General features: G+C 65.6%; 27 protein-coding genes and 1 tRNA gene. 10 read left to right on the forward strand and 18 right to left on the reverse strand.

Annotation, left to right across the window (positions count from 1 at the left end):
- A partial coding sequence (locus tag EP376_RS17655) for an HpcH/HpaI aldolase family protein (RefSeq protein WP_127656953.1) occupies positions 1–674 on the forward strand: 674 nt, incomplete at its 5' end.
- Positions 674–1,954 (forward strand): amino acid deaminase, encoded by a 1,281-nt coding sequence (locus EP376_RS17660; protein ID WP_127656954.1) that lies wholly within the window; start codon positions 674–676, stop codon positions 1,952–1,954. The genes EP376_RS17655 and EP376_RS17660, both read left to right, overlap by 1 nt.
- Here EP376_RS17660 and EP376_RS17665 read toward each other — a convergent pair.
- From EP376_RS17665 to EP376_RS17675, 3 genes are read right to left on the reverse strand one after another with little or no spacing between them, the layout of a single operon-like run.
- Complete coding sequence (locus EP376_RS17665) at positions 1,951–2,349, reverse strand: RidA family protein (RefSeq protein ID WP_127656955.1); 399 nt, start codon at positions 2,347–2,349, stop codon at positions 1,951–1,953. The genes EP376_RS17660 and EP376_RS17665 overlap by 4 nt on opposite strands.
- A 19-nt stretch (positions 2,350–2,368) precedes the next feature.
- Complete coding sequence (locus EP376_RS17670) at positions 2,369–3,373, reverse strand: GntR family transcriptional regulator (RefSeq protein ID WP_240652477.1); 1,005 nt, start codon at positions 3,371–3,373, stop codon at positions 2,369–2,371.
- Complete coding sequence (locus EP376_RS17675; protein WP_127656957.1) at positions 3,370–4,155, reverse strand: SDR family NAD(P)-dependent oxidoreductase; 786 nt, start codon at positions 4,153–4,155, stop codon at positions 3,370–3,372. Before EP376_RS17675 ends, EP376_RS17670 begins: the two co-directional genes overlap by 4 nt.
- A 45-nt stretch (positions 4,156–4,200) precedes the next feature.
- Between EP376_RS17675 and EP376_RS17680 the strand changes: the two genes are divergently transcribed.
- Together EP376_RS17680 and EP376_RS17685 are read left to right on the forward strand one after the other, a co-directional pair.
- Positions 4,201–5,382, forward strand: coding sequence for an N-acetylglucosamine-6-phosphate deacetylase (locus tag EP376_RS17680; RefSeq protein ID WP_127656958.1), 1,182 nt, complete (start codon positions 4,201–4,203; stop codon positions 5,380–5,382).
- On the forward strand, positions 5,379–6,506 hold the full coding sequence (locus tag EP376_RS17685) for a glycoside hydrolase (protein ID WP_127656959.1): 1,128 nt from the start codon (positions 5,379–5,381) through the stop codon (positions 6,504–6,506). Before EP376_RS17680 ends, EP376_RS17685 begins: the two co-directional genes overlap by 4 nt.
- On the opposite strand, the gene EP376_RS17690 is transcribed toward EP376_RS17685, so the two are convergent.
- The 6 genes from EP376_RS17690 to EP376_RS17715 all read right to left on the reverse strand — a co-directional run bounded on the left by EP376_RS17690 (position 6,478) and on the right by EP376_RS17715 (position 13,190).
- Positions 6,478–8,706, reverse strand: a complete 2,229-nt coding sequence (locus tag EP376_RS17690; RefSeq protein ID WP_127656960.1) for an MFS transporter — start codon at positions 8,704–8,706, stop codon at positions 6,478–6,480. The genes EP376_RS17685 and EP376_RS17690 overlap by 29 nt on opposite strands.
- Entirely contained in the window at positions 8,703–9,794 is a 1,092-nt protein-coding gene (locus EP376_RS17695; protein ID WP_164744976.1) for a sialidase family protein, read from the reverse strand. Before EP376_RS17695 ends, EP376_RS17690 begins: the two co-directional genes overlap by 4 nt.
- The gene (locus tag EP376_RS17700) at positions 9,778–11,313 is read right to left on the reverse strand and encodes a M81 family metallopeptidase (protein ID WP_127656962.1); all 1,536 of its coding nucleotides are present in this window, start codon (positions 11,311–11,313) and stop codon (positions 9,778–9,780) included. Before EP376_RS17700 ends, EP376_RS17695 begins: the two co-directional genes overlap by 17 nt.
- Before the next feature lie 81 nt (positions 11,314–11,394).
- Positions 11,395–12,243: an ROK family protein gene (locus EP376_RS17705; RefSeq protein ID WP_127656963.1), complete on the reverse strand. Its 849-nt coding sequence runs from the start codon at positions 12,241–12,243 to the stop codon at positions 11,395–11,397.
- On the reverse strand, positions 12,243–12,950 hold the full coding sequence (locus EP376_RS17710; protein WP_127656964.1) for an N-acetylmannosamine-6-phosphate 2-epimerase: 708 nt from the start codon (positions 12,948–12,950) through the stop codon (positions 12,243–12,245). The genes EP376_RS17705 and EP376_RS17710 overlap by 1 nt, the downstream gene beginning before the upstream one ends.
- Positions 12,951–13,113: 163 nt before the next feature.
- A tRNA-His gene (locus EP376_RS17715) sits at positions 13,114–13,190 on the reverse strand.
- Between the two features lie 172 nt (positions 13,191–13,362).
- Here EP376_RS17715 and EP376_RS17720 point away from each other — a divergent pair.
- Positions 13,363–13,560 (forward strand): DUF6324 family protein, encoded by a 198-nt coding sequence (locus EP376_RS17720; RefSeq protein WP_127656965.1) that lies wholly within the window; start codon positions 13,363–13,365, stop codon positions 13,558–13,560.
- On the opposite strand, the gene EP376_RS17725 is transcribed toward EP376_RS17720, so the two are convergent.
- Positions 13,541–14,002 (reverse strand): MmcB family DNA repair protein, encoded by a 462-nt coding sequence (locus tag EP376_RS17725; protein WP_127656966.1) that lies wholly within the window; start codon positions 14,000–14,002, stop codon positions 13,541–13,543. The genes EP376_RS17720 and EP376_RS17725 overlap by 20 nt on opposite strands.
- A 161-nt stretch (positions 14,003–14,163) precedes the next feature.
- Between EP376_RS17725 and EP376_RS23045 the strand changes: the two genes are divergently transcribed.
- The gene (locus tag EP376_RS23045) at positions 14,164–14,319 is read left to right on the forward strand and encodes a hypothetical protein (RefSeq protein WP_164744975.1); all 156 of its coding nucleotides are present in this window, start codon (positions 14,164–14,166) and stop codon (positions 14,317–14,319) included.
- 246 nt (positions 14,320–14,565) lie between these two features.
- Here the strand turns inward: EP376_RS23045 and EP376_RS17730 are convergent, their stop codons facing one another.
- The 5 genes from EP376_RS17730 to EP376_RS17750 all read right to left on the reverse strand — a co-directional run bounded on the left by EP376_RS17730 (position 14,566) and on the right by EP376_RS17750 (position 17,691).
- Positions 14,566–14,796 carry a hypothetical protein gene (locus tag EP376_RS17730; RefSeq protein ID WP_127656967.1) on the reverse strand — a complete coding sequence of 77 codons (231 nt, stop codon included), beginning with the start codon at positions 14,794–14,796 and terminating at the stop codon, positions 14,566–14,568.
- Between the two features lie 58 nt (positions 14,797–14,854).
- Positions 14,855–15,322 carry a transcription antitermination factor NusB gene (gene nusB / locus EP376_RS17735; protein WP_127656968.1) on the reverse strand — a complete coding sequence of 156 codons (468 nt, stop codon included), beginning with the start codon at positions 15,320–15,322 and terminating at the stop codon, positions 14,855–14,857.
- Positions 15,319–15,849, reverse strand: coding sequence for a 6,7-dimethyl-8-ribityllumazine synthase (locus tag EP376_RS17740; protein WP_127656969.1), 531 nt, complete (start codon positions 15,847–15,849; stop codon positions 15,319–15,321). Before EP376_RS17740 ends, nusB begins: the two co-directional genes overlap by 4 nt.
- Positions 15,849–16,979 (reverse strand): 3,4-dihydroxy-2-butanone-4-phosphate synthase, encoded by a 1,131-nt coding sequence (gene ribB, locus EP376_RS17745; RefSeq protein WP_127656970.1) that lies wholly within the window; start codon positions 16,977–16,979, stop codon positions 15,849–15,851. The genes EP376_RS17740 and ribB overlap by 1 nt, the downstream gene beginning before the upstream one ends.
- A 109-nt stretch (positions 16,980–17,088) precedes the next feature.
- Entirely contained in the window at positions 17,089–17,691 is a 603-nt protein-coding gene (locus EP376_RS17750) for a riboflavin synthase (protein ID WP_127656971.1), read from the reverse strand.
- A gap of 130 nt (positions 17,692–17,821) precedes the next feature.
- Here EP376_RS17750 and EP376_RS17755 point away from each other — a divergent pair, with 130 nt between their 5' ends.
- The 4 genes from EP376_RS17755 to EP376_RS17770 all read left to right on the forward strand — a co-directional run bounded on the left by EP376_RS17755 (position 17,822) and on the right by EP376_RS17770 (position 24,042).
- A complete protein-coding gene (locus tag EP376_RS17755) occupies positions 17,822–19,120 on the forward strand; it encodes a capsule biosynthesis protein (protein ID WP_127656972.1) in 1,299 nt (432 codons plus the stop codon).
- 103 nt (positions 19,121–19,223) lie between these two features.
- Positions 19,224–20,591: a DUF3179 domain-containing (seleno)protein gene (locus EP376_RS17760; RefSeq protein ID WP_127656973.1), complete on the forward strand. Its 1,368-nt coding sequence runs from the start codon at positions 19,224–19,226 to the stop codon at positions 20,589–20,591.
- A 286-nt stretch (positions 20,592–20,877) separates the two neighbouring features.
- Entirely contained in the window at positions 20,878–22,002 is a 1,125-nt protein-coding gene (locus tag EP376_RS17765) for a polysaccharide biosynthesis/export family protein (protein ID WP_238928822.1), read from the forward strand.
- Between the two features lie 3 nt (positions 22,003–22,005).
- The gene (locus tag EP376_RS17770) at positions 22,006–24,042 is read left to right on the forward strand and encodes a capsular polysaccharide biosynthesis protein (RefSeq protein WP_127656974.1); all 2,037 of its coding nucleotides are present in this window, start codon (positions 22,006–22,008) and stop codon (positions 24,040–24,042) included.
- Positions 24,043–24,126: 84 nt separating this feature from the next.
- On the opposite strand, the gene ribD is transcribed toward EP376_RS17770, so the two are convergent.
- The 3 genes from ribD to EP376_RS17785 all read right to left on the reverse strand — a co-directional run bounded on the left by ribD (position 24,127) and on the right by EP376_RS17785 (position 26,591).
- Entirely contained in the window at positions 24,127–25,230 is a 1,104-nt protein-coding gene (ribD, locus tag EP376_RS17775) for a bifunctional diaminohydroxyphosphoribosylaminopyrimidine deaminase/5-amino-6-(5-phosphoribosylamino)uracil reductase RibD (protein WP_127656975.1), read from the reverse strand.
- Positions 25,231–25,236: 6 nt separating this feature from the next.
- Positions 25,237–25,716, reverse strand: coding sequence for a transcriptional regulator NrdR (nrdR, locus tag EP376_RS17780; RefSeq protein WP_127656976.1), 480 nt, complete (start codon positions 25,714–25,716; stop codon positions 25,237–25,239).
- Between the two features lie 158 nt (positions 25,717–25,874).
- The gene (locus tag EP376_RS17785; protein ID WP_238928787.1) at positions 25,875–26,591 is read right to left on the reverse strand and encodes a DUF1353 domain-containing protein; all 717 of its coding nucleotides are present in this window, start codon (positions 26,589–26,591) and stop codon (positions 25,875–25,877) included.
- Positions 26,592–26,654: the final 63 nt, after the last annotated feature.

The following is a 26,654-nucleotide window of genomic DNA, read 5'->3' on the forward strand; positions in this document are numbered from 1 at the left end:
TCTTTGCCAGTGCCCAGCCCGACGCGATTTGGCTCTGCATGGAGCATGTGGGCGCCAGCTGGTCGGATATCGAACATCAGATCCGCGCGGCCCGCATCCACGACGTGGACACTGTCCTGCGCGTCGCGCGCGGCAGCTACAGCGATTATATCCGCGGGTTGGAACTCGATGCGACGGGGCTGATCGTGCCCCATGTGATGAGTGTGGCCGACGCCATGACGGTGCGCGATTACACGAAATTCGCGCCGCTCGGCCGTCGCGCGGTGGATGGCGGCAACGCCGATGCTGGCTTCACCCGGGTGGGCCTGCTGGACTACATGGCGCAGGCCAATGCCGAGCGTTTCGTCTGCCACCAGATCGAGGACCCGGAGGCGCTGGATGACCTCGAAGCCATCGCCGAGATCGACGGCGTCGATTGCCTGTTCTTCGGGCCGGGGGATTACTCGGTCGCACTGGGCATTCCGGGGCAGATCGACCATCCCGACGTGCAGGCCGTTCGCGAACGGGTCGCCACCATCGCGCGCAAGAACGGCAAGATCGCGGCCACAGTCTGTTCGCAGGCCAATATCCAGAGCTATGCGGATATGGGCTACAACTTCCTCAACGTGGGTGCCGACGTGATCGCGCTGGTCAATTACGCCGACGCCGCAATGGCCGCTTTCGGGGATCTCTAGTGGATATCGCAGCGCTGTCAGACACGATCCTTGACGGACGGACCAAGGGCATTCCGGCCAATGCAGCGCCGTTCCGGCTTGGCGATATCGCGGCGCAGGGCTGGAATGTCATGGCCGAGGACATGCCCCTGCCTCTGATGCTGCTCCGCCGGTCGAACCTCGATCACAATGCCCGCGTCTTCGCAGAGTATCTTGCGGCCAACGACCTGTCGCTTGCGCCGCATGGCAAGACGACGATGTCACCGCAGATCTTCGACGAACAGCTCAAGTCCGGCGCATGGGGGATCACGGCGGCCACGGTGCAGCAGGCGCGCGTCATGCAGCATCACGGCGTGGACCGCATCATCATGGCCAACCAGCTGATCGGACGCGCGGCCGTGGCGGGCGTCGTGGCGATGCTGCGCGATGCACCGGCGCTCGACTTCTATTGCTTTGTCGATTCGATCGCACAGCTGGACATCGTGGCCCGGCACCTTGCCGCCGACCCGCCCCCCCGGCCGATCCGCGTCCTGCTGGAGGTGGGCGTCGCGGGTGGCCGGACGGGTGTTCGCACACGGGCCGAAGCGCAGGCGCTGGCCCATGCGATCGCCGCCGCCGACATGCGCCACATCCGCTTTGGCGGTGTCGCCGCCTTCGAAGGCGTCGTGCCCGGTATCGCCGACAGTGACGCGCCGGTCCGGGACTATGCGCAGATGGTCACCGATATCGCGCAGGCCCTGCCCGGCTCATTGCTCGAAGGGCTGGAGGAATTCGTCCTGACGGGCGGCGGATCGGGCCATTTCGACATCATGGCAGACACTTTCGCCACCCTGAAACTTCCGATCCCGGTCCGGATCGTCCTGCGAAGCGGATGCTATGTCACCAACGATTCCGGCGCCTATTTCACCGCGCAGGAGGCCGCGCGGAAAGACCCCGCCCGAGGCTGGAAATCACAGCTGAAACCCGCGCTGGAAATCTGGGCCTATGTGCAGTCGCGCCCCGAACCGGGCCTTGCCCTTCTGACGATGGGCAAGCGCGACGCCCCCTATGATGCGGGCCTGCCCGTCCCCTTTGCGCGCCATGTCCCCGGCACCGGCCCGGCCCCTGTCGGAGAGGCCGAGATCTTTGCCATGAACGACCAGCACGCATTCGTCAGGCTGCCCGAGGGCAGCGACTGGGCGGTAGGCGACATGATCGGGTCGGGCATCTCGCATCCCTGCACCGCCTTTGACAAATGGCGGTTCCTGCCGGTGGTAAGCGACGACTACGACGTGACGGGCGGCGTGCTGACCGAATTCTAGCTGCGGGCCGCGTCCTGCCTGCGGGTCGGGGCATAGGCCACGCAATCCAGCTCGTATTTCAGCATGGTGCCCAGCACGCCGGTGATGGTCGTGCGGGTGGGGCGCGGTTCGGAGAAATACTCGGCATAGATGCGGTTGTGTTCGGCCACGTCATCGGGGCTGCCAAGATAGCACCGCACGTTGATCACGTGGTCGAGGCTCAGCCCTTCGGCCTGAAGGATAACTTCCATGTTCTCGATCGAGCGGCGCATCTCTTCTTCGAAGGTGCCGTTGATGATGTGGCCGTCCTCGCGATCGACCGACGCCTGACCCGAGACAAAGACGAGGTCGCCCGCCACGATGGCCGGGCTGAACGGCAGATTGGAGCGTGCCCCCTTGTCGACGATCTTCAGCATGTGATGGACCCTTTCCTGATCATGTTCCGGCCGGCACGAACCGTACCTTGAAATCGTGAATGGCACCCCGGGCCTTCCGGTCCGCGAGGTTGCTGTAGATGATGGGCAGAACGGATTGCATCCATTCCGTCGAACTGACGACGAAGCCCGGCCCCGTCGCATCGAGGCCATAGGGATAGACCTGCGTCTCGGGGCGCACGGCAGTCCGGATCGCGGCCAGCCAGCCGGAATTGGCATAGCCCACGACAAGGTCCGGATCATGCGCGCGCATCGCATCAAGCACGGGCGCAAGGCCGCCCTCCACGTCTTCCTGGTTCACCTTGGCAAAGCTGGGCACGCAGTCGGGCCCGAATTCGGCCGCCGCCTGAGTAAAGGCATCACGCCTGAGCCTCTGTTCGTTCGAGGAAATCGCGCTGTCGAGATACAGGACCCGCAGCGGCGCGCCGTTCAGGCTCTTGAACATGTCCTGAAAGGCCCGCGTGAAATCGAGCCGGTAGCTGTGCACCTTGGGATGGATCAGCGTCTGGTCGATCACGCTGATCTGGCTGGCCGTCTGATCGAGGAAATCCAGCTGCGTATCCCCGGTGATCGAGGTCAGCACGATCACGTCGAGCGCGTCCCAGACGGCCATCGGCATCTTCGTGTTCGTGAAACTGCCCAGGATGAACTCGTGACCGTCCGACACCACCGACCGTTCCAGCCCGACCACAAGGCGGGTGTAGAAATCGTTGTCGAAGATGCCGCCGCCCACCACGTCGCGGTTATAGAAGAACCCGACCCTGTGATGCGCCTCGGCCCAGGGCGTGCGTTCCAGAAACGACCCCCGGCCGACTTGCCGGCGGATGATACCCTCGGCCTCGAGGTCCTTGAGCGTCTTGATCACGGTGATCAGGGAAAAGTCGCAGAAGCGCGAAATCTCGTTCTGGGATTCGATGCGATCACCGGTGCGTAGACCATTGGCCTTCCAGCGGTGAAACAGCATCTCCCTGAGTTGCAGGTGGCGTGGAACGAGTTCGGTCTTCACGTCGCGGGATCCCATGACATCTGCTGGGCCAGAATTCCGCCGTCCACATAAAGCATCTGGCCGGTAATGTAAGCGGCCTGCGGCGAGGCAAGGAAAACCGCGGCACCCGCGATATCCTCGGGCCGCCCGATCCGGCCCAGCGGGATTTGCGTGATGACCTTTTCGCGGACGCCGGGAACGGCCAGCCCCCCGGCCGTCAGCGGCGTGTCGACAAGGCCGGGGCCGATCCCGTTGACCCGGATGCCGCGCCCGGCCAGCGTGACCGCCAGCGAGCGGATCATCATCAGAACCGCCCCTTTCGAGGTGTCATAGGCGACACTGTCCTTTTCGGCTGCGCGGGAATTCGTCGAACCGGTGCAGACGATCGACGGGTTGTCATGCGCCTCCGTCACCTGCGCGGCAAAGGCCTGTGCGGTAAGCATCGCGCCCCGGACATTGAGGTTATAGGTCCGGTCGATCCGGTCGGCGGTCAGATCGGCAAAGGCGGTGTCATAGAAACTGCCTGCGTTGCAGATCAGCGTATCGATCCCGCCCAGCGCATCCATGGCTCCCGCCACGAGCGCCGCCGGCCCGTCCAACGTCGACAGATCGGCCTGCACATAATGGCATTCTGCCCCCTCAGGCATCCGGGCCAAAGCCCCGCCGTCCTGCGGCTCGTGGCTGTTGAGCGCAACACGCGCCCCATCCGCAGCAAAGGCCCGGGCGATGGCAAGCCCGATGCCCTGCGTCGCGCCCGTCACGCAAACACGCCTCGGGACGCGAAGAGAGAAGTCTTGTTCCATCAGATTAACCTGTTAATATAATAACATGGTAATATGGATTTTGCGATGAGTGTCAATCAACGCTGGTCGAATGTCTCGGTCGTAACGCCGGGCGGCATCCTGTCCAAAGACGTCATGATCGAAGGCGACCGCTTCGCGGGCTTTGCCGATCGGGGCGAGCCCGGCAGCGCGGACTGGCGGATGATCGACGGGGACGGCGCGGTCCTTTATCCCGGGATCATCGACCTGCTTCAGCACGGGATGTTCCGCCACCTTTACGGCGATGCCGAACCCGGCGCGGTCGACGAGGCCTCGCAATTCCTGCTGTCGTGCGGGGCCACGGCCTTTCTGCCTTCCTTCGGCTGCACCAAATCGCCGCGCATGATGGAGGTTCTGGCCGAACTGGCGGCCCAGTGCCAGGGCGCGACCGGCGCGCGCGCTCTGGGTGTTCACAGCGAGGGGCCCTGCTTCGCCGATCCCGGCGCACACAACCCCGAGAATATCGTGGACCCGTCGATCCCGCTGGCCGAGGCAATGCTCGAGGCGGCGGACGGTATGCTTCTGGGCGTGACGCTTGCCCCCGAACGCCCGGGCGCCGAGGATTTCATCCGAAGGCTCAAGGCGCATGGCGTCTCGATCCATCTGGGCCATTCCTTCGCCGAGCCTCATGACGTGCCGCGCTATGTGTCATGGGGGATCGACGCGGCGACGCATATCTTCAACGCCATGCCGCCGAAACCCTATGGCGGGATGGGCATCCATCCCTATTCCCTGCCCGATGCGCTGCTGGCAGAGCGCGATGTCGCGGTAGGGCTTATTTGTGATGGCATTCACACCGATCCGGGCTTCATCCGGCTTTTGGCGCAATTGCCCGACACCCGTGTCTTCCTCGAAACCGACGCGATGAAATATGCGGGCGCCGAGGATATGGAGTTCGAATTCTATCCCGGCTACCGCGTCCGCAGCGTCAAGGGAAATGCCGTCCATGACGAGAACGGCGGCCTGTGCGGATCGTCGCTGACACCCGACGAGGCGATGGGGAATTTCATGACCCTTGGCGGGGCCGATCTGGTCCGCACCAGCCATGCCACCAGCCTTGTCCCCGCCCGCGTCATCGGGCGCGAGGCGGATATGGGCAGCATCGCGCCCGGCAAGCTCGCCGATTTCGTGGTTCTCGATCCGATCACCCACGCGGTGCGCGCCACCTATATCGGCGGGGTCGAGCGGTTCCGCGCAGGCCCCGCGTGATCATCGCCGCGCGCGGCGTCCTGTCCCACGCCGAGGCGGGGACCGACCGCGCGATGCTGACCTTCCCATCCGTGACCGCGCTGGCCTCCGGCAGTCTGATCGCCACGCTGCGCGCGGGCGCGTCCAAGGACGATGCCGGCGAACGGATCGAGATCCATCGCGCGGCGTCCCGAGGGGACGCATGGTCAGGCCCGGTGGCCGTCCTGCCCGCACCTCAGATCGACGGCAAGGCCGGCAGCCTCAAGCTTTGCTACCTGACCGAAACGACGCCCGGATCGCTTCTGGCCGCGGCGATGTGGGTCGACCGCCAAAGCCATCCCGACGCGCCCCTGTTCAATGCCGAGACGGATGGCTGCCTGCCCATGGCGATCCTGCTGGCCCGCAGCGATGATGATGGCCAGAGCTGGGGCCCGTGGCAAAGAGTGCCCCTGCCCGCCCGGCTTGGCCCGCCAAGCCTGACCGCCCCGATCCTTGTGCTGCCCGATGGCGGCCTTGTCATGAGCATCGAGACGAACAAGACCTATGCCAATGCCGGACCATGGGACCAGCGGGCCGTGTTCCTGCGTTCCGGCGATGGCGGGGCCACATGGTCGGAGCCACGAACGGTGGCGCGTGATCCCTCGGGGCGGCTGTTCAACTGGGATATGCGTTGTGCCGTGCGGCCTGATGGCCGGATCGAGACCTTTGCCTGGACCTATGACACGAGTGCGGGGGCCTATCTGGATATACACCGCAGAACCACGACCGCGGACGCAAGCGATGTCACGGAACCCGTCCCGCTTGGCTTCGCGGATCAGCCGGGGAGACCGGCGATCCTGCCCGATGGCCGGCTGGTGCTGCCTTACGTCGACCGGTTCGGCGCGGGGCAAATCTGTGCGCGCGTCGCCCATCGGCCGGACGGGGACTTCGGCGCCCCCATCGTTCTGCACCGGCAGAAGGCCCAAACGGATGCCGCGTCCGCCGGGGAGGAAACCCTGAGCCAGATGTCGCAATGGAGCTATGGCCTGCCTTGGGCCGAGGTCCTGCCGGGCGGCGCGGTGCTGATCCTGTGGTATGCCGGCACGCCCGAGCGGATGGACATTCACTGGGCCCGGCTCAGCGACCCAGAACCCTCAGAGCGATAACGCCAAGCGCCACGACAAGGGCGGGATGCGGATCGCGAAGATCACCGACCTGCCGCAGGACCCGGGCCGCAGCCTGCGCATCCGGCCGCGCCAAGGCATCGAGATCGGGGGCAAGCCGGGTCAGGACCCTGAGCGCGGCGCCCGTCTTATCAGGATCATATTCGGCGGCCAGCGCGCGCAACTCCCGCGATGCGCTAGTGGGCAGGCGGCCCAGCTGAAGCAGGAGCCCCGGCACCGCAAGCCCCGGCTGCGCCTCTTCGCGCCGCCATTGATGGGCGAAGTCCTCTTCACAGCGCAGGATCTTGGTGATCGCCAGCAGGACCACCTTGCCGCGCGGCTCGGCCACCGGGGTCTCGATGTCGGCGGCCTGCGACAGGTAGAGCGCGACCAGACCCGTCAGGCTTTCGCGATCCTTCAGCTTGCCCAGCGCCGAGGCGGCGGCAAGCCTGCAATCCAGTTCGTCGTCACCGGCCAGCATCTCGCGGATGCGGGGCAGGCTTTGCGCGTGGCCCATTTCACCCAGCGCCCGTGCCGCGCTGGCGCGAAGCATGGGGTGTGCGTCGTCCAGCAGGGCGGCCACGCGCGGCGCGCTGCCGATTGCCCTCAGACGGCCCAGCGACCGAAGCGCCTCGTAGCGCAGCTCGACCAGGCCCTGATACTCCAGCACCTCTTCCAGCGCGCGCACGACCGCCGGATGCCGCCCGATATGGCCAAGCGCGCTGATCGCCTCCTGCCGGACATCGAAACTGGGATCGCGCAGCGCCGCGATCAGCTCTTCCTTGGCCAGCGGGCTTCCGAGGCCGGAGAACCGGAACGCCAGATCGCGCCGCCTGTCTTCGGAGGTGCGGCTGGCATAGCGGTTGATCCCCCACAGCGCCTTCATCGGATTGCCGGTGGTGAAGTGGCCCACGAATTCGCGCACCGACAGGGCGCCCTCTTCCTGCAGCCTGCTGAAGGCGAGGATGGAGATCGCGGTCACGCAGGCGGCCAGCACGAACAAGACCTCGAAATTGCCGAGGCCCAGCCCGAAGAGAACCGTCTCGCCAGGGCCGAGCCAGACCAGAAGATACCCCGCCGCAACCGTAGCAAGCCCCGCTGTCATCCCGTCGATGCTGTAGTGAAGCGCGGTATAGGCCTCTTTCGAGGCGGGCGGGATGACGTTGAGCATATAGACATGCGCAACCGCGATCCCCGCCTGAAACAGGAACCCGAAAAAGAAGAAGGCCGCCGGCACCAGCCACGCCAGTCCCGAGACCTGCAGTCCCAGAAACGGCAGCGCCAGCAGCAGAAGGATCTGCCCCACCTGCAGCGCCGTCCGGATCGCGCGGGTGCCATAGCGATCGACGAACCAGCCGGCCGCCACGTTGCCGGCAGCCGAGCCCACCGGGATCAGCGCGACCTGAAGGACAAGCGCGCCCGAACTCAGCCCCAGCCGTTCGCGAAAGAACAGGATCAGGAACAGCCCGATGGCGGTTGCCACCAGCGCCTGCAAGGCCGAGGCGAACAGGAATAGGGCGAAGTTCCGGTCCCGCAGCGGCTCTGTCAGGCGGCCGCGCGGCGCTTGGCCTGCCTCGCCCGGATGGCCGCCGCGCAGACCAAGGAGCATCAGCGCCCCCACAAGCCCCACGACGATGCCCACCACGAAGACCGGCATGAACCGATCGAGCCCGGTCTGCGCATCCAGCCACGACTGGATCGCCCACGACACGCCCAGCGCCACCGGCACATAGATCAGCGCCATGCGGCCCGTGATCCGACCCCGGACGAACCGGGGCATGAATTCCTGGCTCCAGGGGACAAGGGCCGCCTCGGCAAGGCTGCGGCAGATCGCAAAGCCCAGCATCGCGGCAAGCAGGATCGCAAAGACGGCGTCGGGACTGGCGGCATAGGCCGGCGCCACGAGAAACAGGATCAGGAACAGATACCGCATCGACAGGGCCGTCGCGGCGACCCGGCGGCTTCCGAATTTCAGGATCAGCGGCAGAGCCAGAACACCAAGCGCCTGAAAGAACGGCATGATCCCGGACAGAAGGCCGATGCGGTCCTCCCCCAGCCCCAGTTCGGCGGCGAAAAGGGTCAGCGGCGCGGTGACGGTGCACAGGACGGCCATCGCCGTCATCACCGTGGAGCCATAGAGCCATGGCAACCGGCGCAGCTTGTCGTAATCGCTCTGCCCCCGGGATGCCGCCTGCCCTGTCACCCCTCTGGCCCGATCCGCAGATGGTAGCCCTTGATCACATGCTGGCAGTCTTCGACCTTCCAGCAGGTGGCAAGCACCCGATCGGCGTCGAGCCGCAAGAGCGCGGGTTGCCCGAACCGCAGGCTGGCGAATTGATTGACGATGCCGTCAGTCGCACTGCCCTGATCCTGCGCGCCGAAGATCGCGGCTTCCGCCTCGACGGCGATCCCGTCGCCGGTCAGGCGCAACACCCGCACGGTCAGGCTGACGGGCGCGTCGCGGTGGCAATGGATGCTCAGCAGCCGGTCATGATCCAGCGCCATGATGTTGGAGGCCTGCCCCATGATCCCGGTCGGCAGAACCTGATCAAAGCTCTCGCCGCCATCGTTCGAGATCGCGATATGATTGTCGAGATTGACCTGCCCGGCCAGATCATAGGCCCAGAAGATCACTGCGACGCGGCCATCGCCCCTATGGCACAGGCGGCATTCCCACGGCGCGATCTGCCCGCCGTCGGAACGGTAGAAGACCGACAGCTTGCGCCATGACCCGCCGTTATCATCGCTGGCGATGATCCAGCCCTCATGCCCCGAGGGCCGCAGGTGAAACGGGGCCGCGGCTGCCAGAATGCGCCCCGATGGCAGGACGATCGCGGGGCCCGACAACTCCAGCGGCGCGCCTTCGACCGAGAAATCGGCCGGCATCGACCAGCTTTGCCCCCGATCCGCCGAAACCGACAGCCTGTTGCGCAGGGGAAGCGTTTCCATGGTTCCGCCATCGACGATGGGGGTCTCCATGTCGGGCCTGAGGAAGACATAGCCCGTGGCAAGCACCCGACCGTCGGGCAGCACCACCGGCTTGAAGCTTTCGGAGGCAAGTTCGGTGCCCTCGTGCAGCGCCTGTGGCGGCGACCATGTCTGTCCGCCGTCAGTGCTGCGCGAGACAACGGCCCGCATATCGGCGGCATCGAAGGCCTGCCCGATGGAGAACATCGCCAGCAACTCGCCCCCGGGCAATTGCACCACGCCCGGGAACACCGCCTGCCGGCTCAGAAGCAGGGGCGCCGGATTGGCATAGATCGTGACCTCGCCGTCAGGAATGATGCGCATCTGCCTGTTCCGCCCGTGTTCCATCAAGCGCGATCTGTTTGCCGCGCAGTTTCCTGTAAGGCAGCCGGGTCAGGTTGCTGGTGCACAGGCCCGCACTGTCGACGTTGAACGAGGCGCGCGCGATGGGATCATAGGCCGCCTTGTGCGACACCGCCGCCTTGACGATCACCAGATCGGCCTCTTCTGGCCGGATGCCCTGCGAATGCAGGTGACCAAGGTCCATCGGCGCGGTCTTGTGGGTGGTCAGCAGGATCTCGGCCTGCTGCGTGACGATCACCGCCGAGGGCCCCATGTCGATCCGGGTGCCGCGCATGGAGGCAAGGTGGGATTTCGGGTTCTCAAGATCGAAGACACCGTCGGACAGGTGCCGCACGCGGCCCGTGACCTGAACCGGCGCTCCGTGATGATTATCGGTCTTGCCGCCGATGCTCAGCGTCACTTCGGCACCGAGGCCCGCATCCTTGCAGGCGTTCACCGCCTCGGGGTCGTTGATCGCGGCGACGATCCCGGTTCTGCCGGTCTGCAGCAGGGGCCCGAGGATATCGGTCGCGTCGCCGGGCGAGCCACCCCCGATATTGTCTGCGGCCTCGACCAGCAGGACCGGCCCCTTCCCGGGCGGGAGCGCGTCGATCCGGGCCAGAACATCGTCGAGCCTTGCTTCCGACGGATAGCCATCGGCCAGATGCGCTTCAAGCAGAGTCGCGAGTTCCTCGAGATAGGCGCGCGCGCGCGACGGATCGCCCGTGGTCGCGGCGTTCAGGCTGAACCCGCAATCGGGGATATCGGCATAGGAATAGCCCGCCATGACGTTGATGCCGATGACGTCAGGATCCTCGGCCTCGATCGCGCGGGCCCGGTCAAGAACCGCCCGCATCGGGTTTGCCGCCGACCCGACGCCGGTCGGTGGCAGAACGTAAGGTGTCGGCAAATGCAGCTGATGCACCGCGCGTGGTGTCACCAGAAGATCATCCAACAGCCGCGCCGCGCGGACCGCTGTCTCGCGCGCGTCGCTGTGCGGGTTCTCGCGATAGGCGACGAGCAGCGTGGAATTGTCGATCATCGCCTGCGAGACATTGGCATGCAGATCGAGAACCCCCACGACCGGTATCTCTCGCCCGGCGGCGCGCAGCGTCCGGGCGATCCGCTCCAGCAGATGGCCTTCGACATCGTCGCAGCCCTCGCTGACCATGGCCCCGTGCAGGATCAGAAAAATGGCATCGAGCTGCCCCAGATTGGCCTCGAGATCGGCAAGGAACCGCGCCTCGAACCGGTCGACCGCCTCGGCCGTCACCATGCCGCCCGGCATGGCCGACATCTGGACCGAAGGCACGACCTGCCAGCCCCGATCATCGGCCACCTCGAGCGCCCCATCCATCGGAGAGCCGTTGCCGCGGGCCTGCGCCAACATCTCGGCCCCTTCGGCAAAGACACCCGCCCGGAAATCCGCAAGCGTCGTTGTTTGCGCTAGAAAGGTATGGGTTTCGTGGAACAGGCCCGCCATCAAGACAGTCGACGTCATGTCAGCTCCCGATTGAATGCGGGTCGGTCAGGTCACAACCCGTCGCAACTTATTACATTATCATGCCAACATGATCTTTGGTCAATGCTCCGCCCGCGCCTGCGCGGCGGCAAGCGCCGCGATCCCGATGACCCCGGCATCGCCACCAAGTGCCGCGGGTTCGATCACCGGGCGCCGGATCGGATCAAGCGGTGCGAGGATCGCGCGCAGCCGCGACAGGTATCCGGGCGCCAGCCCGATCCCGCCGCCGATCACGATGACTTCGGGCGCAAGAAGGAATTGCAGGTTCCGGCACAGCCGCGCAACGCGCTGAGCCGACGTCTCGATCGCCTCGGCACAAGCCGGATCATCAGCCCCGGCAAAGACGGCGCGCGCATCGGAGCGATCGGCCTTCCGGGCGATCCAGCGGCCCGAAGCCATGTCTTCGAACGGGGCATCGTCCCCGTCGGGCAGGGCGATCATCTGTCCCGCATGGCCCGCGAGCCCGAACCGCCCCTCGACCAGCTGGCCGTTCAGGACAATGCCCGCTCCGATCCCGGTCGAGACGGTCAGAAAGACCATATCGCGCCCCTGCCCCGCACCGTGAAGATATTCCCCCCAAGCCGCGGCCTGCGCGTCATTGCGGATGACCGCCGGCCCGCCAAGGGCGGCCTCGGCCTCGCGGGCAAGGGGAAACCCCTCCACCGGCAAGGGCAGCGTCTCGGAATTGAGAGGCCGCCACAGCCCCTGGGCGACCAGCCCCGTCACCGTGAGGCCGATCCCGTCATGCCGCCTGCGCCAGTCATGCGCCAGATTGGCCATGCCCGCGACCCATGCCGCAGGACCGGTGTTCCGATCCGTGGCAACCTCGCGCCGCGCGACGATATCGGCCCCGTCCACGAGGGCGGCAAGCGTCTTTGTCCCGCCCAGATCAATGGCGAGGACAGGCATCAGCCCCGGGCCTTGCGCATCGCCCCGGCGAACCAGCCGGTCACATGTTCGGGCCGGGTGATAGCCGAACCGACGACGACCGCATCCGCGCCGGCCCGCAAGGCGTCCGCCGCCTGTTCGGGCCTGTGATAGCGCCCCTCCGCGATGACGAACCCGCCAAGGCCGGCCATGCCGCGCACGAGATCGAGATCGGGGGCATCGGGGATCGGTCCTCCGGTATATCCTGACATGGTGCTGCCGGTGACCTGCGCGCCCGCATCGCGGGCCGCGACCGCATCCTCCAGCGTTGCGCAATCGGCCATGGCGATCCGGCCCGCCGAGAGGATCGCGGCGATCAGATCGGCCACAGGCACGGGCCGGGTCAGGTCGGTGGCGTCGACAGCCACGATATCGGCCCCTTCGGCGATCAGCCCGTCGACATCTTCAAGCGTGGGGGTGATGCGCGGGGCATAGCCCTCCATGTCGCGCTTGATCAGTCCGATGATCGGGGCCTCGGTCACGGCCCGTACTGCGCGCAGGTTCGCCAGCCCCTCGATCCGCAGGCCCGCGGCGCCGCCGTCAAGTGCGGCCAATGCCAGAGCCGCCACGATATCTGGCCGGTCCAGCGGGCCATCCACGACCGGCTGGCAGGACACGATCAAACCGCTCCGGATCTGCCCGAGCGGGCCACCGGCTATGCTGTGATCCGGGCCGGGGTTTCCATGCATGTCAATTGACCTTCATCTGGCACGTCGCGCGAGGCGACACCTGCCGTTCCCACGGCAATGGTCATGTAACCACCGCAACGGCCGCGATGAAAGGCCGATATGGCGATCCACGAGATCGCGCCCGCAAGTCGGGGATGCACGGCGATGCTGGGGAAGGGTCCGGTGGTACCGCCTGCCCGGTTCGAACGGGCGACCTCTTGATCCACAATCAAGCGCTCTAACCAACTGAGCTAAGGCGGCACTGGCGCCGAACTAAACGCGACCGCGTTCGAATGCAAGCCCCCGAAAGGGGCGACATGCACGGCTTTGGCGTGCCCCGCTTGCCAAGTCGTGCCGCCCTGCGTTATGCGATGCGCTCTGCCCCGGTCGGCCTGATGGCGCCCCCGGCGGTCAGCATATTGGAGAGATCGGCATGGGCATCAATTCGGAAAGCGACATCGAGGCGAACCTTCAGATCGGCCCGACAGAGCTTGGCATGGTTCGCATTTTCGTCGAAGGCGGCGGGGTCGAACTGCCGATGGATTTCGAGCCGGACGAGGCGGACGAGATCGCCGAGGAAATCCGCGCCGCGGCGCGGACCGCACGGGCCGCTACCAAGAAGAAAGGCTGACGCCCGGATCGCGCGCGCTGTGCCACCGCAAGGCGGCGTGGCGTGCGAATTTCCGGATCATGACCTTGCGCCGCGCGGCCGGCAGCTTTGTCTCGGGCGGCATTCTCAGGATTTCGGCATCATAGCCATCGGCGATCAGCAAGCCCGTCTCTTCGGGCAGCAGATCGGTTGGAAAATCTTCATCCACCGCCCAGAAAAACCGGTCGCACCATTCCAGGTATCCCTGCCACTTGCTGTCGGACTGGAAATCGGCGCGACTGGACTTGCACTCGACGACCCAGATCTCGTCCTTCGGCCCCAGCGCCATGACATCGACACGCAGACCGCGCGTGGGCGTGAGTTCCTCGACGGTGACGAAATCATGGCTCAGCAGATGGCGACAGACACCGCGGGCCAGAATCTGGCCCGGCTGCAACGTCGGGGGAAGGATGGTATCGGGCATGTCACGAGCATGAACAATTCATGAACATCCGTCAACTCCGGCCGAGAATGCGGCGCCGACGCGCCGACGATCATGGAAAATCACATTCGCGACAAATTCTGAACACGACCTTGCGGCAGTGTCGGACACACCACGCAATTCGTGCCGTAAGGAGCACCGCAATGTCGTCGCTTATCCAGCTTGCCAGCAACGTCACCTTCTTTGAAGTCGGCATGGGTCTGATTGTCTTCGGCGTGGCCGAACGGCTCTTGTATTCGCTGCCCTCCGATATCGTCGGGCCGGGCGGCTGGCTGCTTGATACCGGCAGTACCGACTAGGCGCGACAAACCGTTTCTCCCCTTGCACGACCCGCATGCCGGCCCTACGTCTGAGAGCGGCGGGCTTCTGCGCTTCTCGTGATACGTGCGTGCAATTCCAGTGGCCTTAAGCAAATCCGAGGGAGCTGGCTCTGTCCTGGCCCTGGCCTGGTTACCTGGCGCCCACCTGTACTCACAGGTCCTCGGGAATATATCGCCCACGGATGCCGTGGTTCCCGCCACTTTCCGCGCTCCTGACGGGGCGGATCACTCGTCTTTTTCGGCCATTCCCATGATGGCGATGCCGAACTGAACACCCGCGAAGACGATCCCGTTGAGAACCCACAGAACAAGCAGGGCAAGCAGTCCCTTGTCGGAATTCGCGACCAGCGATCCGATTCGCGCGATGTCGTAGTAAACAAGCAGCCCGACGAAGATGGCCGCGACCGCAAAGCCCGTCAGACAGGACCGGATATAAAGCTTGATCAGTGCCGGCATGGCTGCCTCCTTTGCCCGCTCCGGGGCAAACATGGCCGTGCTGTCGGAATCTGCCAGATCAGAACGCCTCGGGGCACGCCTCGCGGGCCATGTGATCAAGCACGGCGTTGACGAATTTCGGCTCTTTCCCCTCGGGGAAGAACGCCTTTGCAATATCCACGAATTCGGTGATCACGACACGCGGCGGAGTGTCGCCCTCGATCATTTCACCGCCCGCGGCACGGAACAGCGCCCGCAGGGTCGGATCGATCCGGGCGATCGGCCATTTCGCCACGAGCCCCCGATCCGTCATCTGGTCGATCCGGGCCTGGTGGTTGACGGCAGTTTCCATCAATTCGCGGAACAGGTCGACATCACCCTCGACCATCTCGTCGCCATCATAGACCGCGCCGAAACGATGATCCTCGAATTCCCGGATCACGCGTTCGACCGTCTGGCCCGAACTTTCCATCTGGAACAGCGCCTGCACGGCATAGAACCGCGCGGCGGAGCGCATCTTGCGCTTCTGATTGCCCGAAAGCGTCATACCGTATCGCCGCCCTTCGCCAGCAGAATGTCGCGGGTGAATCCCACGCCTTTTTCCTTGCGACCCCATTTGCGCGACAGGGCGATCAGATGCAATGCCGCCTGCGCCGCGCCGCCGCCCTTGTTCTGGCCCTTGGGATCGGCGCGCACGGCGGCCTGTTCGTGGTTCTCGACGGTCAAGATGCCATTGCCGATGCACAGGCCCTGAAGGCCCAGAAGCTGCAGCGCGCGGCTGGAATCGTTGCAGACCGTGTCATAATGCGTCGTCTCGCCCCGGATCACGCACCCCAGCGCGACATAGCCGTCGAAATTGCTCATCCGTTCGGCGATGCCGATTGCCGTCGGCACCTCGAGCGCGCCGGGCACTTCGACGATATCATGGGTGGCACCCGCCTCTTCGGCGGCGGCAATGGCGCCTGCGATCAGATCGTCGGCGATGTCCTTGTAATAGGGCGCCACGACGATCAGCAGCTTGACCGGTTCATCGAACTCCGGCAGCGGCGGTGTGTAATGCGAGGCTCCGGCCATTACCCGATCTCCGAAATTTTGCGTGTTCCAACGATTTCGAGGCCATAGGCCTCAAGCCCCACGACCTTGGGCATGGGCGAATTGGTCAGAAGAACGATCTGCGACAGGCCCAGCGACGACAGGATCTGCGCGCCCAGCCCGTATTGGCGCAGCTTCTGCGGGGTCGTTTCTTCGGAAGGGTCGAGCTTCATGTGCAGGTCGCGCAAGAGAACAAGCGCGCCACGCCCTTCGGCGGCGATCAGCTCCATCGCGTCCCCGAATTCGTTGCGCCGCCCTCGCGGCCCGGTGCCCACGACATCAAGCAGCGGGTCGAGCGCGTGCATCCGGATCAGAACGGGCTCCGGCCCCGACAGATCGCCCTTGATCAGCGCGATATGCTCCGCGCCCTGTGTCTCGTCGGTATAGACCCGCATCTTCCAGTCGCCGCCGAATTCGGAGGTGACCATCGATTCCTCGCGGACCCTGACCAGATTGTCATGGCGGCGGCGATAGGCGATCAGGTCGCTGATCGTCCCGATCTTGAGCCCGTGCAGCTGCGCGAAGGCCACCAGATCAGGCAGCCGCGCCATGGAGCCGTCTTCCTTCATGATCTCGCAGATCACGCCCGACGGGTTCAGACCGGCCAGTCGGGCGATGTCGACGGCGGCCTCGGTGTGGCCCGCGCGGACAAGCACGCCGCCATCGCGGGCGCGCAGAGGAAAGACATGGCCCGGCGTCGCGATGTCGGCCGCACCCTTTGCGTTGTCGATCGCAACCGCAACGGTCCGGGCCCGGTCATGCGCCGAGATCCCCGTCGAGACGCCTTCGCGCGCCTCGATCGAGGTGGTGAAGGCGGTCTCGTGCCGCGAGGAATTCTGCGACGACATCAGCGGCAGGCCCAGCGCGTCGATCCTTTCGCCCGGAAGCGACAGGCAGATCAGGCCGCGCCCGTGGGTCGCCATGAAGTTGATCGCCTCGGGCGTGGCCATCTGTGCCGGGATGACGAGATCGCCCTCATTCTCGCGGTCTTCGTGGTCGACCAGAACGAACATGCGGCCATTGCGGGCATCCTCGATGATCTCCTCGACGGTCGAGATCGCGTCGGACCAGTCCTGCTCGACAGGGCCGGGTTGTTCGAAATTCTGAGCCATCAGATCGTTCCCTTCGGTTCCACCCGCGGCAGATAGCCGAGCGGCGCGGAATTGCAAAGGGGCGGCATCGACTTGGCGGGCAACGAGCGTGGCAGAGCGTCCGGGCCGGTCATCCCCAGTCCCGAAGGCGCGCGACGTATCGCGCCATCGTATCGACCTCGAGGTTGATCGGATCGCCCACCGCGACATCACCCCATGTGGTGACGGCCTTGGTGTGCGGGATGATGTTCACGCCGAAGGTGCTGCCCTCGACCTCGTTGACGGTGAGCGACGTGCCGTTCAGAGCCACGGAGCCCTTGGGCGCGATGAACTTTGCAAGCGCGTCGGGCGCACGGAAGGTCATCCTCGTGCTGTCGCCTTCGTCCCGAAGATCGGTCAGCTCGGCGACGCCATCGACATGGCCCGACACGATGTGCCCGCCCAGCTCATCCCCGACCTTGAGCGCGCGCTCGAGGTTGATCCGCCGGCCCGGCGCCCAGTTGTTGCGCCCGATATTCGTCAGCCCGACGCTTTCGGCCGAGATCTGCACATCGAACCAGCCCCGGGGCTTGCTGCCGGTGGCGATCACCGTCAGGCAAACGCCGTCGCAGGCGATCGAGGCGCCGATGTCGATCCCCCCGATGTCGTAAGACGTGCCAATCCGCGCGCGCAGGTCGCCCTGCTGCTCGACCTCGAGGATTTCGCCGATATCGGTGATGATGCCCGTGAACATGTGCCGCTCTCCTTCGCCCCAGACCTAGCTTTGGAGGCTCGGGGCGGCAAGGTGGCTTGTCTCTGTTTCCCCCTCCGCCATATTGATGCCGCATCGATAGTGTATCCGGTGGAAAGGTGTTCCTGTTTAAATGGCGCGTATCGTGACCGACCCCAAAGACCGTCAGTTCCTGTTCCTGCAGGGTCCGCACGGGCCTTTCTTCCATCAGCTTGCCAAGATGATGCGCAAGGCGGGGGCCGAGGTCTGGCGCGTGGGGTTCAATGCCGGCGATCGCGCGTTCTGGTTCGGGGCACCGGGCTATATCTCCTATCGCGGCACGCCCGAGGACTGGCCCCACACGATCCGGACGCTGATCGACGAACACGGGATTACCGATCTTGTTCTCTACGGCGACACCCGTCCCATCCATGCGCAGGCGATCGAGGCGGCCCGGGCGGCGGGCCTGACGATCCATGTCTTCGAAGAGGGCTATATGCGCCCCTATTGGGTGACCTACGAGCGAGGCGGCTCGAACGGGAATTCCCGGCTGATGGAGATGACCGTTCCGGAGATGAAGACTGCGCTCGAGATGTCGGATCTCGACGTGCCCGAACCGCCCGCGCGCTGGGGCGACATGAAAAGCCATGTCTTCTATGGCGCGCTGTATCATTGGTTCGTGATGTTCCGGAACGGCGAATACCGCAACTTCCGGCCCCATCGCGATCTGCCCGTCTCGACCGAAACGATGCTCTATACCCGCAGGCTCCTTCTGATGCCGTTCACGGCGCTGGGACGGATGATCGCCACCGCGCGGATCAAGTATGGCGGTTTTCCCTATCATCTGGTCCTGCTGCAGCTGGAACATGATTCAAGCTTTCAGACGCACTCGCCCTTTGCCCGGATGGAAGAATTCCTCGAGGTCGTGATCGAGGGGTTCGCCGCAGGCGCCCCGCGTCACCATCACCTCGTGCTGAAGGCGCATCCACTGGAAAACGGCCGGTCGCCGGTGCGCCGCATCCTGAAAGGCCTTGCCCGCAAGCACGGGATCGAAGGCCGGCTGCATTATGTCCGCGGCGGCAAGCTCGCCCGCCTTCTCGATCATGCGCGCACGGCCGTCACGGTGAATTCGACCGCCGCCCAGCAGGTCCTGTGGCGCGGCATCCCACTCAAGGTGTTCGGGCGCGCGGTCTATGCCAAGCCGGAATTCGTGGCGACGCAGCCGCTTGCCGAATTCTTCTCCCAGCCGCTGCGCCCCGACAGCCGCGCCTATCGCGACTATCGGCGCTATCTTCTGGAAACGAGCCAGATCCCCGGCGGGTTCTATTCCAGCCAGGGCCGCCGTCAGTTGATGCGGCAGGTCGTCGACATGATGCTCGACGAGGATGATCCCTATGACGCGCTCCGCTCCGGCAAAGCCGCGCCGCGCCAGCCGCTCAGGATCGTTCAGTAGCGCGCGCGGGCGTTCACGAACACTTATGCAAACGTGATTGGCGAGAGGCGCGCTTTGCCCCGAAGCTTGCGGCGTCCGTCACGCATCCGTATCGGGAACCGCCATGTCCAGTCTCTGTCGTCCAATCCTGATCGCGGTGATTGCCGCCCTGTCGATCCTGCGGTCGGGCGATCTTGCCGCGCAGGAGCCGTTGCCCGATTACGTCATCGAAGCCTTCGGCCAGCCGCCCGACGTGCCCGAGGGGCCGATTTCGACAGAGCTTGAAGACGCGCTGCGCGTCGTGTTCGTCGACAGCCTTGAGTTTTCGCTCTGGGGCCCGCCACAGGTGGCCGCGCTCGAGCGGATCGCGCAATCGGGTGATCCCCGGCTGGTCTGGCCGATCACCGACATGATGCGGTTCACTTGGCGGCAGGAATTCGATCAGGCGCTGGGAGATGCCGCAGAGGCGCTTCTGGAGCTCGAGTTTCGCGGCCCCGACCGCTGGGGCCGGCTCACCAATCACATGATCGCATGGGACATCCCCGCCTACCCCAGGTATCTTGATACCAAGCGCGCGATCTTTACCCATTTCGTCCCCGGCTGGGACCGCCTGTTCGTCGAGGGGGATATCGACTGGCGGCTGGTGTCATGGGGTGGGGTGCTGATCGATGACCGGCCTTTCGACCAGACGGACCTATCCTGCAACTGCATCCCCGCCGCCGACAACCCGCCCGCCACCTCCGCCGAGGAGGCCACCTGGCTGGATGACGACGCCATCGTCTTCGGGATCGAGATCAACGGCGAGGCCCGCGCCTATCCCCGCCAGATCATGGAAGTCCGCGAGATGGTCAATGACACGCTGGGCGGGCGTGATCTGGGCATCCCCTATTGCACGCTTTGCGGCGCGGCGCAGGCCTATTTCACCGACGCCCTGCCGCCCGGAGTGGCGCGACCCGTCCTGCGCACCAGCGGGCTTTTGTCGAGATCGAACAAGGTGATGTACGACATCACCACCTATTCCGTCTTCGATACGTTCCTCGGGCAGGCGGTCACCGGACCTTTGGGCGAGATCGGCCTTCAACTGGAAAAGGCCACCGTCATCACGACCGACTGGGGGACATGGAAGGCCGAGTATCCGCATACGACCGTCTTGGAAGAACGGCTGGCGCTGGGACGCAACTTCGATTTCCGCAACGGCCGCGATGCGTTCGGGCCGATCTTCCCCGTGGGCGATGTCGATCCGCGCCTGCCGGTTCAGGAGGATGTGATCGGCGTGATCACCGCCTCGGGCACGCCGGTCGCCTTCCCGCGGGCAGCGTCTTTGCTGGCGCTTCGCGATGGGGCCGAGATCCGCTTTGAAAACATCCGCCTGGAACTCGACGCAGGCGGCATTCGCGCCGTCGGCATCGACGGAGAAGACCTTGGCAGCCACGAGGCGTTCTGGTTCGCCTGGTCTCAATTTCATCCCGGCACGGCACTCTGGACACCCTGAGAAGCCTGCGCACCGGGGGGCCGCAGTTACCGACATTCCACCCCCTGACCCTGCACGAATGCCCTGTCCGGACAGGGCAAAATCCTTGTGCGCCGCGCGCTCCGCACTACCAGACCTAGGGGCTTTGTTTCGCAGCACGTCTTGATCGCGGCATGGGCGCAACACCTTGCTCGGCTCACTTTCGGCCGATGGCGCGAGAGTGGCGAAACGCCGCGGAGTCCAGTAACCTGACAAAAAAGTCGAGGCAGACAAAGAACAAGGTCGAGGAGACCGAGCAGTGAGTATCATGAAAACGCGCTTTTCCCGCGGCGTGGTTGCCGTTGCGGCGATGGCAATTGTCGGATCGTGTGCGGTTCCGAGACCCGGCCCCAACAAGAACGAGATCTTCTCCGGTTCCGTTCTGGAACAGGGGGACGCTTTCGTTCTTGTGGTCGATGACCGGGTCAATCTGATCGCAGGCGTGACGCCCGCGCTCGGGTTTGCGGAAGGCTTCCAGAATGCCGGTGTCGTGGGATCCGACACGATCGCCCCCGGCGACGTGCTGGGCCTCACGATCTGGGAAAATGTCGATGACGGTCTTCTGGTCCCGGTGGGGCAGAACGCGACGGTTCTCGAGGAAGTGCAGGTCGATGGTGCCGGCTACATCTTCGTGCCCTACGCGGGGCGCATCCGCGCGGCCGGCAATTCGCCCGAAACCGTCCGCCGGATCATTACCGAGAAACTCGAAGAACAGACCCCCGATCCGCAGGTCCAGGTCCGCAGGCTGGCCGGTGACGGCTCGACCGTGACGGTTCTGGGCGGCGTGGGTGCGCAGGGTGTCTATCCGATCGAACGCCCGACCCGGACGCTGGCCGCCATGCTGGCCCGGGCCGGCGGGGTCGCCATCGAACCCGAGATCGCGCAGGTCACTGTCGTGCGCGGAAATCACAAGGGCACGGTCTGGCTCGAGGATCTCTATGATCACCCCGCCCACGACATCGCGCTCAGATCGGGCGACGAGATCATCGTGGAAGAAGACACCCGCACCTTCACCGCGCTTGGCGCCACCGGCACACAGGCGCAGGTGGAATTCCGCAGTCAGTCGATCTCGGCGATCGAGGCCATTGCTCAGGTGGGCGGTCTGGCCTCGGCCGTGGCCGACCCCACCGGTGTCTTCATCCTGCGCAACGAGCCCGAGCCGATCGCCGAACAGCTTGTCGGTCAGGACCTCGTGGGCACCCAGCGGATGATCTACGTGCTCGACCTGACGGTGCCGAACGGCATGTTCTATGCGCGCGACTTCGCGATCCGCGATGGTGACACGGTCTATGTGACCGAGGCGCCCTTCGTGCAGTTCGACAGGATCATCTCCGCACTGACCGGGACGCTGGCCTCGATCGAATCGGCCAACTCGGTCGCGCAGAGCTTCTGAGCCTTGGCCGATACCGGCCCCAAGGCCGCCGCGGAGGAAACCCCGCGGCGGCTTTATGTCTATAACGGCGGGTTTCTGACGCAGAAACGGGTGCGCCGCATTCTCGAGCTTTCGGGCTATGACATCCGGCTGGGCAAGCCCGGCCCGGACGACCTGATCGGCATCTGGGGGCAAAGCCCGACCTCCCCCAGAGGCGAGGCCGTCGCGGCCCGGACCGAGGCCGCGATCCTGCGGGTCGAGGATGCGTTCCTGCGGTCCGTCCTGCCCGGCCGGAACGGCGAACCGCCTCTCGGCCTGCACCTCGACCGCTCCGGCGTGCATTTCGACCCGGCGACGGTCTCCGACCTCGAGGACCTGCTGGCCAACGCCCCTCTGGATGACACCGCGCTTCTGGATCGGGCACGCGAGGGCATCGAACGGCTTCGCGCGGGCCATCTGTCGAAATACACCGGCTTCGATCCCGCCCTGCCCGCCCCCGACCCGGGATTTGTCCTCGTGATCGACCAGACCAGGGGCGACGCGAGCGTCAAGGCCAGCCGGGCCGACCGCAACACCTTCCTCGAGATGTTGTTCCTGGCCCGCGAGGCGCATCCCGGCGCGCGGATACTGGTCAAATCCCACCCCGAAACCCGCCTCGGCCACAGGCCGGGCTATCTCGGCCAGGACGACCTGTCCGACGGGATGGAACTGCTCACCGATGCGGTGTCGCCCTGGGTTCTGCTGGAGGGCGCGATCGCGGTCTATACCGTGTCGTCGCAGCTGGGCTTCGAGGCGATCCTTGCGGGCCACAAGCCCGTGGTTCTGGGCCAGCCCTTCTACATGGGCTGGGGGCTGACCGACGACCGCACACCGCTTGACCGGCGGCAAAGGCGGCTGACCCGCGCGCAGCTGTTCGCCGCCGCGATGATCCTTTACCCGACGTGGTACGATCCCTACCGCGACCGGCTTTGCAGCTTCGAAGACGCGCTTGCCACGCTGGAGGCCGAAACCCGCGCCTGGCGCGACGATCACGCGGGCTGGGTCGGTGCGGGCATGCGTCTTTGGAAACGCGCGCCGCTGAGCCGGGTCTTCGGACAGCACCGCAAGATGCGCTTCGCCGACGGTTCCCCCGCGATCGAACTCGCAACACGCGAGGACCGCCGGCTCATGGTCTGGGCCGGCAAGACCACCGAGGCGCTCGATGCCGCCGGGGCGCTGAAGGTCGAGGACGGGTTCCTGCGCTCGCGCGGGCTTGGCGCCGATCTGATCCCGCCGCTCAGCCTCGTTCTCGACGATCTCGGGATCTATTATGACCCGTCGCGCGAAAGCCGCCTCGAATGGCTGATCAACCGGTCCGATCGGCTGCGCCCCGCCGAGATCGATCGCGCCCGCGCGCTGATCGCCCGTATTCTCCGCCTCGGCCTGAGCAAGTACAATCTGCCCGGCAGCGCCCTGCCCGAGGACCTGCCGACGGGTCGCCGCATTCTCGTTCCCGGACAGGTTGAAGACGATGCCTCGATCCGACTCGGCGCCTTGGAGGTCCGGACGAACCGCGCCCTGCTGGAGGCCGCACGGGCGGCCAACCCGGCGGCGATCCTGCTCTACAAACCCCATCCCGATGTGGAGGCGGGCCTGCGACAGGGCGCGGTGCCCGATGCCGACCGGATCGCTGACGTGATCCTCGACCGGACCGATCCCGCCGCGGCCCTCGGGGCCGTCGACGAGGTCTGGACGATGACCTCGGCGCTGGGGTTCGAGGCGCTCCTGCGCGGGCGGCGCGTCACCTGTCTGGGCCAGCCCTTCTATGCCGGCTGGGGCCTGACAGACGATCGCGCCATGCCGATCCCGCGCCGCGTGGCCCGACCCTCGCTCGAGGCGCTGGTTCATGCCACGCTCATCGCCTACCCGCGATATCATGATCCGCTGACCGGGCGGCCCTGCCCCGTCGAGATCGCGGTCGACAGGCTGGCCTCTGGCACGATCCCGAAACCGGGCCGCGCCAACCGGGCGTTGGCCAAGTTGCAGGGCGCCTTCGCCAGCTACGCCCACCTCTGGCGCTGAATCGCGTGACGCGGGATGGCCCATCAGGGCCGGGGGCGGCAGCCCCCTCCGCCAAATTTCGCGAAATTTGGCCCGCGCCCGGGGTCAGCCCGTGCGCCGCCAGACCGACAGGGTGTCGCCCCCGACGCACCGCGTCTCGGCCAGTTGGAACCGCTCGGCATCCGCCAGACGTTCCAGCCCCATGACCGAGACGGCAGGCGTGCCTTCCGCCCCGATCACGAGGCCTGCGTGAAAGGTCACCAGTTCGTCAACGCAGCCGCTGGCCAGCAAAGAGGCCGCGAGCGCCCCGCCGCCCTCGCAGAAGACACGGGTCAGACCGGCCGTCCCAAGGGCCGTCAGCGCCTCGGGAATGGATATCTGCGCGCCCGCGACCGCGCAGGGCAGGCACCGCGCGCCCAAGGCCTCGAACGGAGCGGTCTGATCGGGCCGTGCCGCGGCGTCATGCACGATCCAGAGCGGAACCTCGGTCGCCGATTGCGCAAGCTTTCCCCCGATCGGCAGGTCCAGCCAGCGCGAGACGACGATGCGCACCGGTTGCCGTGCGACGCCCAATCCCCGGATCGTCAGCATCGGATCATCGGCGCGCGCCGTGCCGCCGCCGATCATCACCGCGTCGTGGCGCGCGCGCATCGCGTGCACCAGATGGCGCGCGTGCGGCCCGGTGATCCAGCGGCTCTCGCCCGAGGCCGTCGCGATCCGCCCGTCCAGCGTCGTCGCCAGCTTGAGCGTCACGAAGGGCCGGCCCGTTGCCTGAACGCTGAGAAAGCCCGCATGATCACGCCGCGCCTCGGCCTCGCGGACGCCGGTGACGACCTCAATGCCCGCTGCGCGCAGACGCGCGGCGCCGCCGGCCGCCGTCTCGTTCGGATCGGACAACGCGATCACGACGCGCGCCACACCTGCCGCGATCAGCGCGTCGGCGCAGGGCGGCGTGTTGCCGTGATGGGCGCAAGGCTCCAGCGTGACATAGGCCGTGGCCCCTCGCGCCGCCGCGCCGGCGCGGTCGAGCGCGACACGTTCGGCATGGCGTCGGGTCGCCGCTTCCGTCGTGCCGCGCGCGACAACCCTGCCGTCCCGGACCAGAACGCAGCCCACCGACGGCCAGCTATAGGGTTGCTGCTGGCCGAGGCCCCGGCGCCCCATGGCAAGGGCCAGGGCCATGTATCGCTGATCCTCGGCGCCGGGCATCGCGGCCTAGCCTTCGACCCCGTCCTCGGTCTTCTTCTCGGGACGCAGGTCTTCCATGAACTTGTCGAAATCATCGACGGCCTGGAAGTTCTTGTAAACGCTCGCGAAACGCACGTAGGCCACGGTGTCGATCCGGGCGAGGCTTTCCATCACGATCTCGCCGATCTGGCTGGAATGGATATCCGTCTCGCCCATGCTTTCCAGACGGCGCACGATGCCGGAGATCATCTGGTCCATCCGCTCTGGCTCGACCGGGCGCTTCTGCAACGCGATCCGGATCGACCGTTCAAGCTTGTCGCGATCGAAATCTTCGCGCCGCCCGTTGGATTTGATCACGACGAGGTCGCGCAGCTGGACCCGTTCATAGGTGGTGAACCTGCCGGCGCAGGCCGGGCAGAACCGCCGCCTGCGGATAGCAACATGGTCTTCCGCCGGTCGCGAATCCTTCACTTGTGTATCGACGTTTCCGCAAAACGGGCAACGCATGGTCAATCCCTCGTCTCTGCCTCTTGGGGTGCACCCCTTATGTTATACGATGTTTATAAGTGCGCCGCGACGGGTTGGGTAGGGCGCAAATTCACACCCCACATCTCGATAGGAAGCTGAGTCCTCAGGGATACACTGCGTCGGACTTCCGGTGCGTATCAGACGCCGTCGAGCACCGCTGGACGCTCCGCCGTGCCCGCCTGAAGGAGCGCCTCGCGCTCTTTCATCCATTCCTCGATGCGCGCGATGCCCGGGTCATTCCGCTCGATCCATTCCAGGCACCATTCCATCTCCTGACGCAGAACCTCGGGCGGCACCCCGTCAAGCGACCGCTCCGGATCATCCCAGCGCGGCCCGCCCAGATAGACCGCCGCGAACATCGCCTTGGCCTTGGCCGGCGGGGTGTCAGACGCGATCAGCGCCTCATAGAACATGCGGTGAACCTCGGTCCACGGGCGTGTCTGATAGGTCTCGAGCGCCTCGTTGCCGACCCCGCAATAGGCGTCGTGCAGGGCAGCGGCCAAAAGGAATTCCCGTCTTTGCCTGTCACCCACGATCATTTCGAATATCGTGGGGATCGAGGCGCCGTCGGTCAGCGTCCGGCGCGGCGCCGTCCAGCGGATTCCGCGCGCGTCGACGAATTCAAGAACGTTGTCGGTGGCCAGAAAGGCATGTTCGAACTTTTCGACAAAAACCGCCTCGCCCGCCATGCGAAGGGGCGCGCCCACGAAGACGCAGCGATCCCTGTCGCCTGTCAGCTCTTCACAGGTGTCGGCCTCGGCCTGCGTTTGGCGGGTGATCAGGTCAGGGACGACCCACCCGAAAACCCCCGCCAGAGCGACAATGACGAAAAGCCAGACAATACGACGGCGCATAGGGATTTTCTCACCAATGGAATCATTTTGACGGAATCACTGGTTGGAGCCTAACGCGGACGC

Origin of the sequence: Alexandriicola marinus (assembly GCF_004000435.1) — a bacterium.
Classification (GTDB): domain Bacteria; phylum Pseudomonadota; class Alphaproteobacteria; order Rhodobacterales; family Rhodobacteraceae; genus Alexandriicola; species Alexandriicola marinus.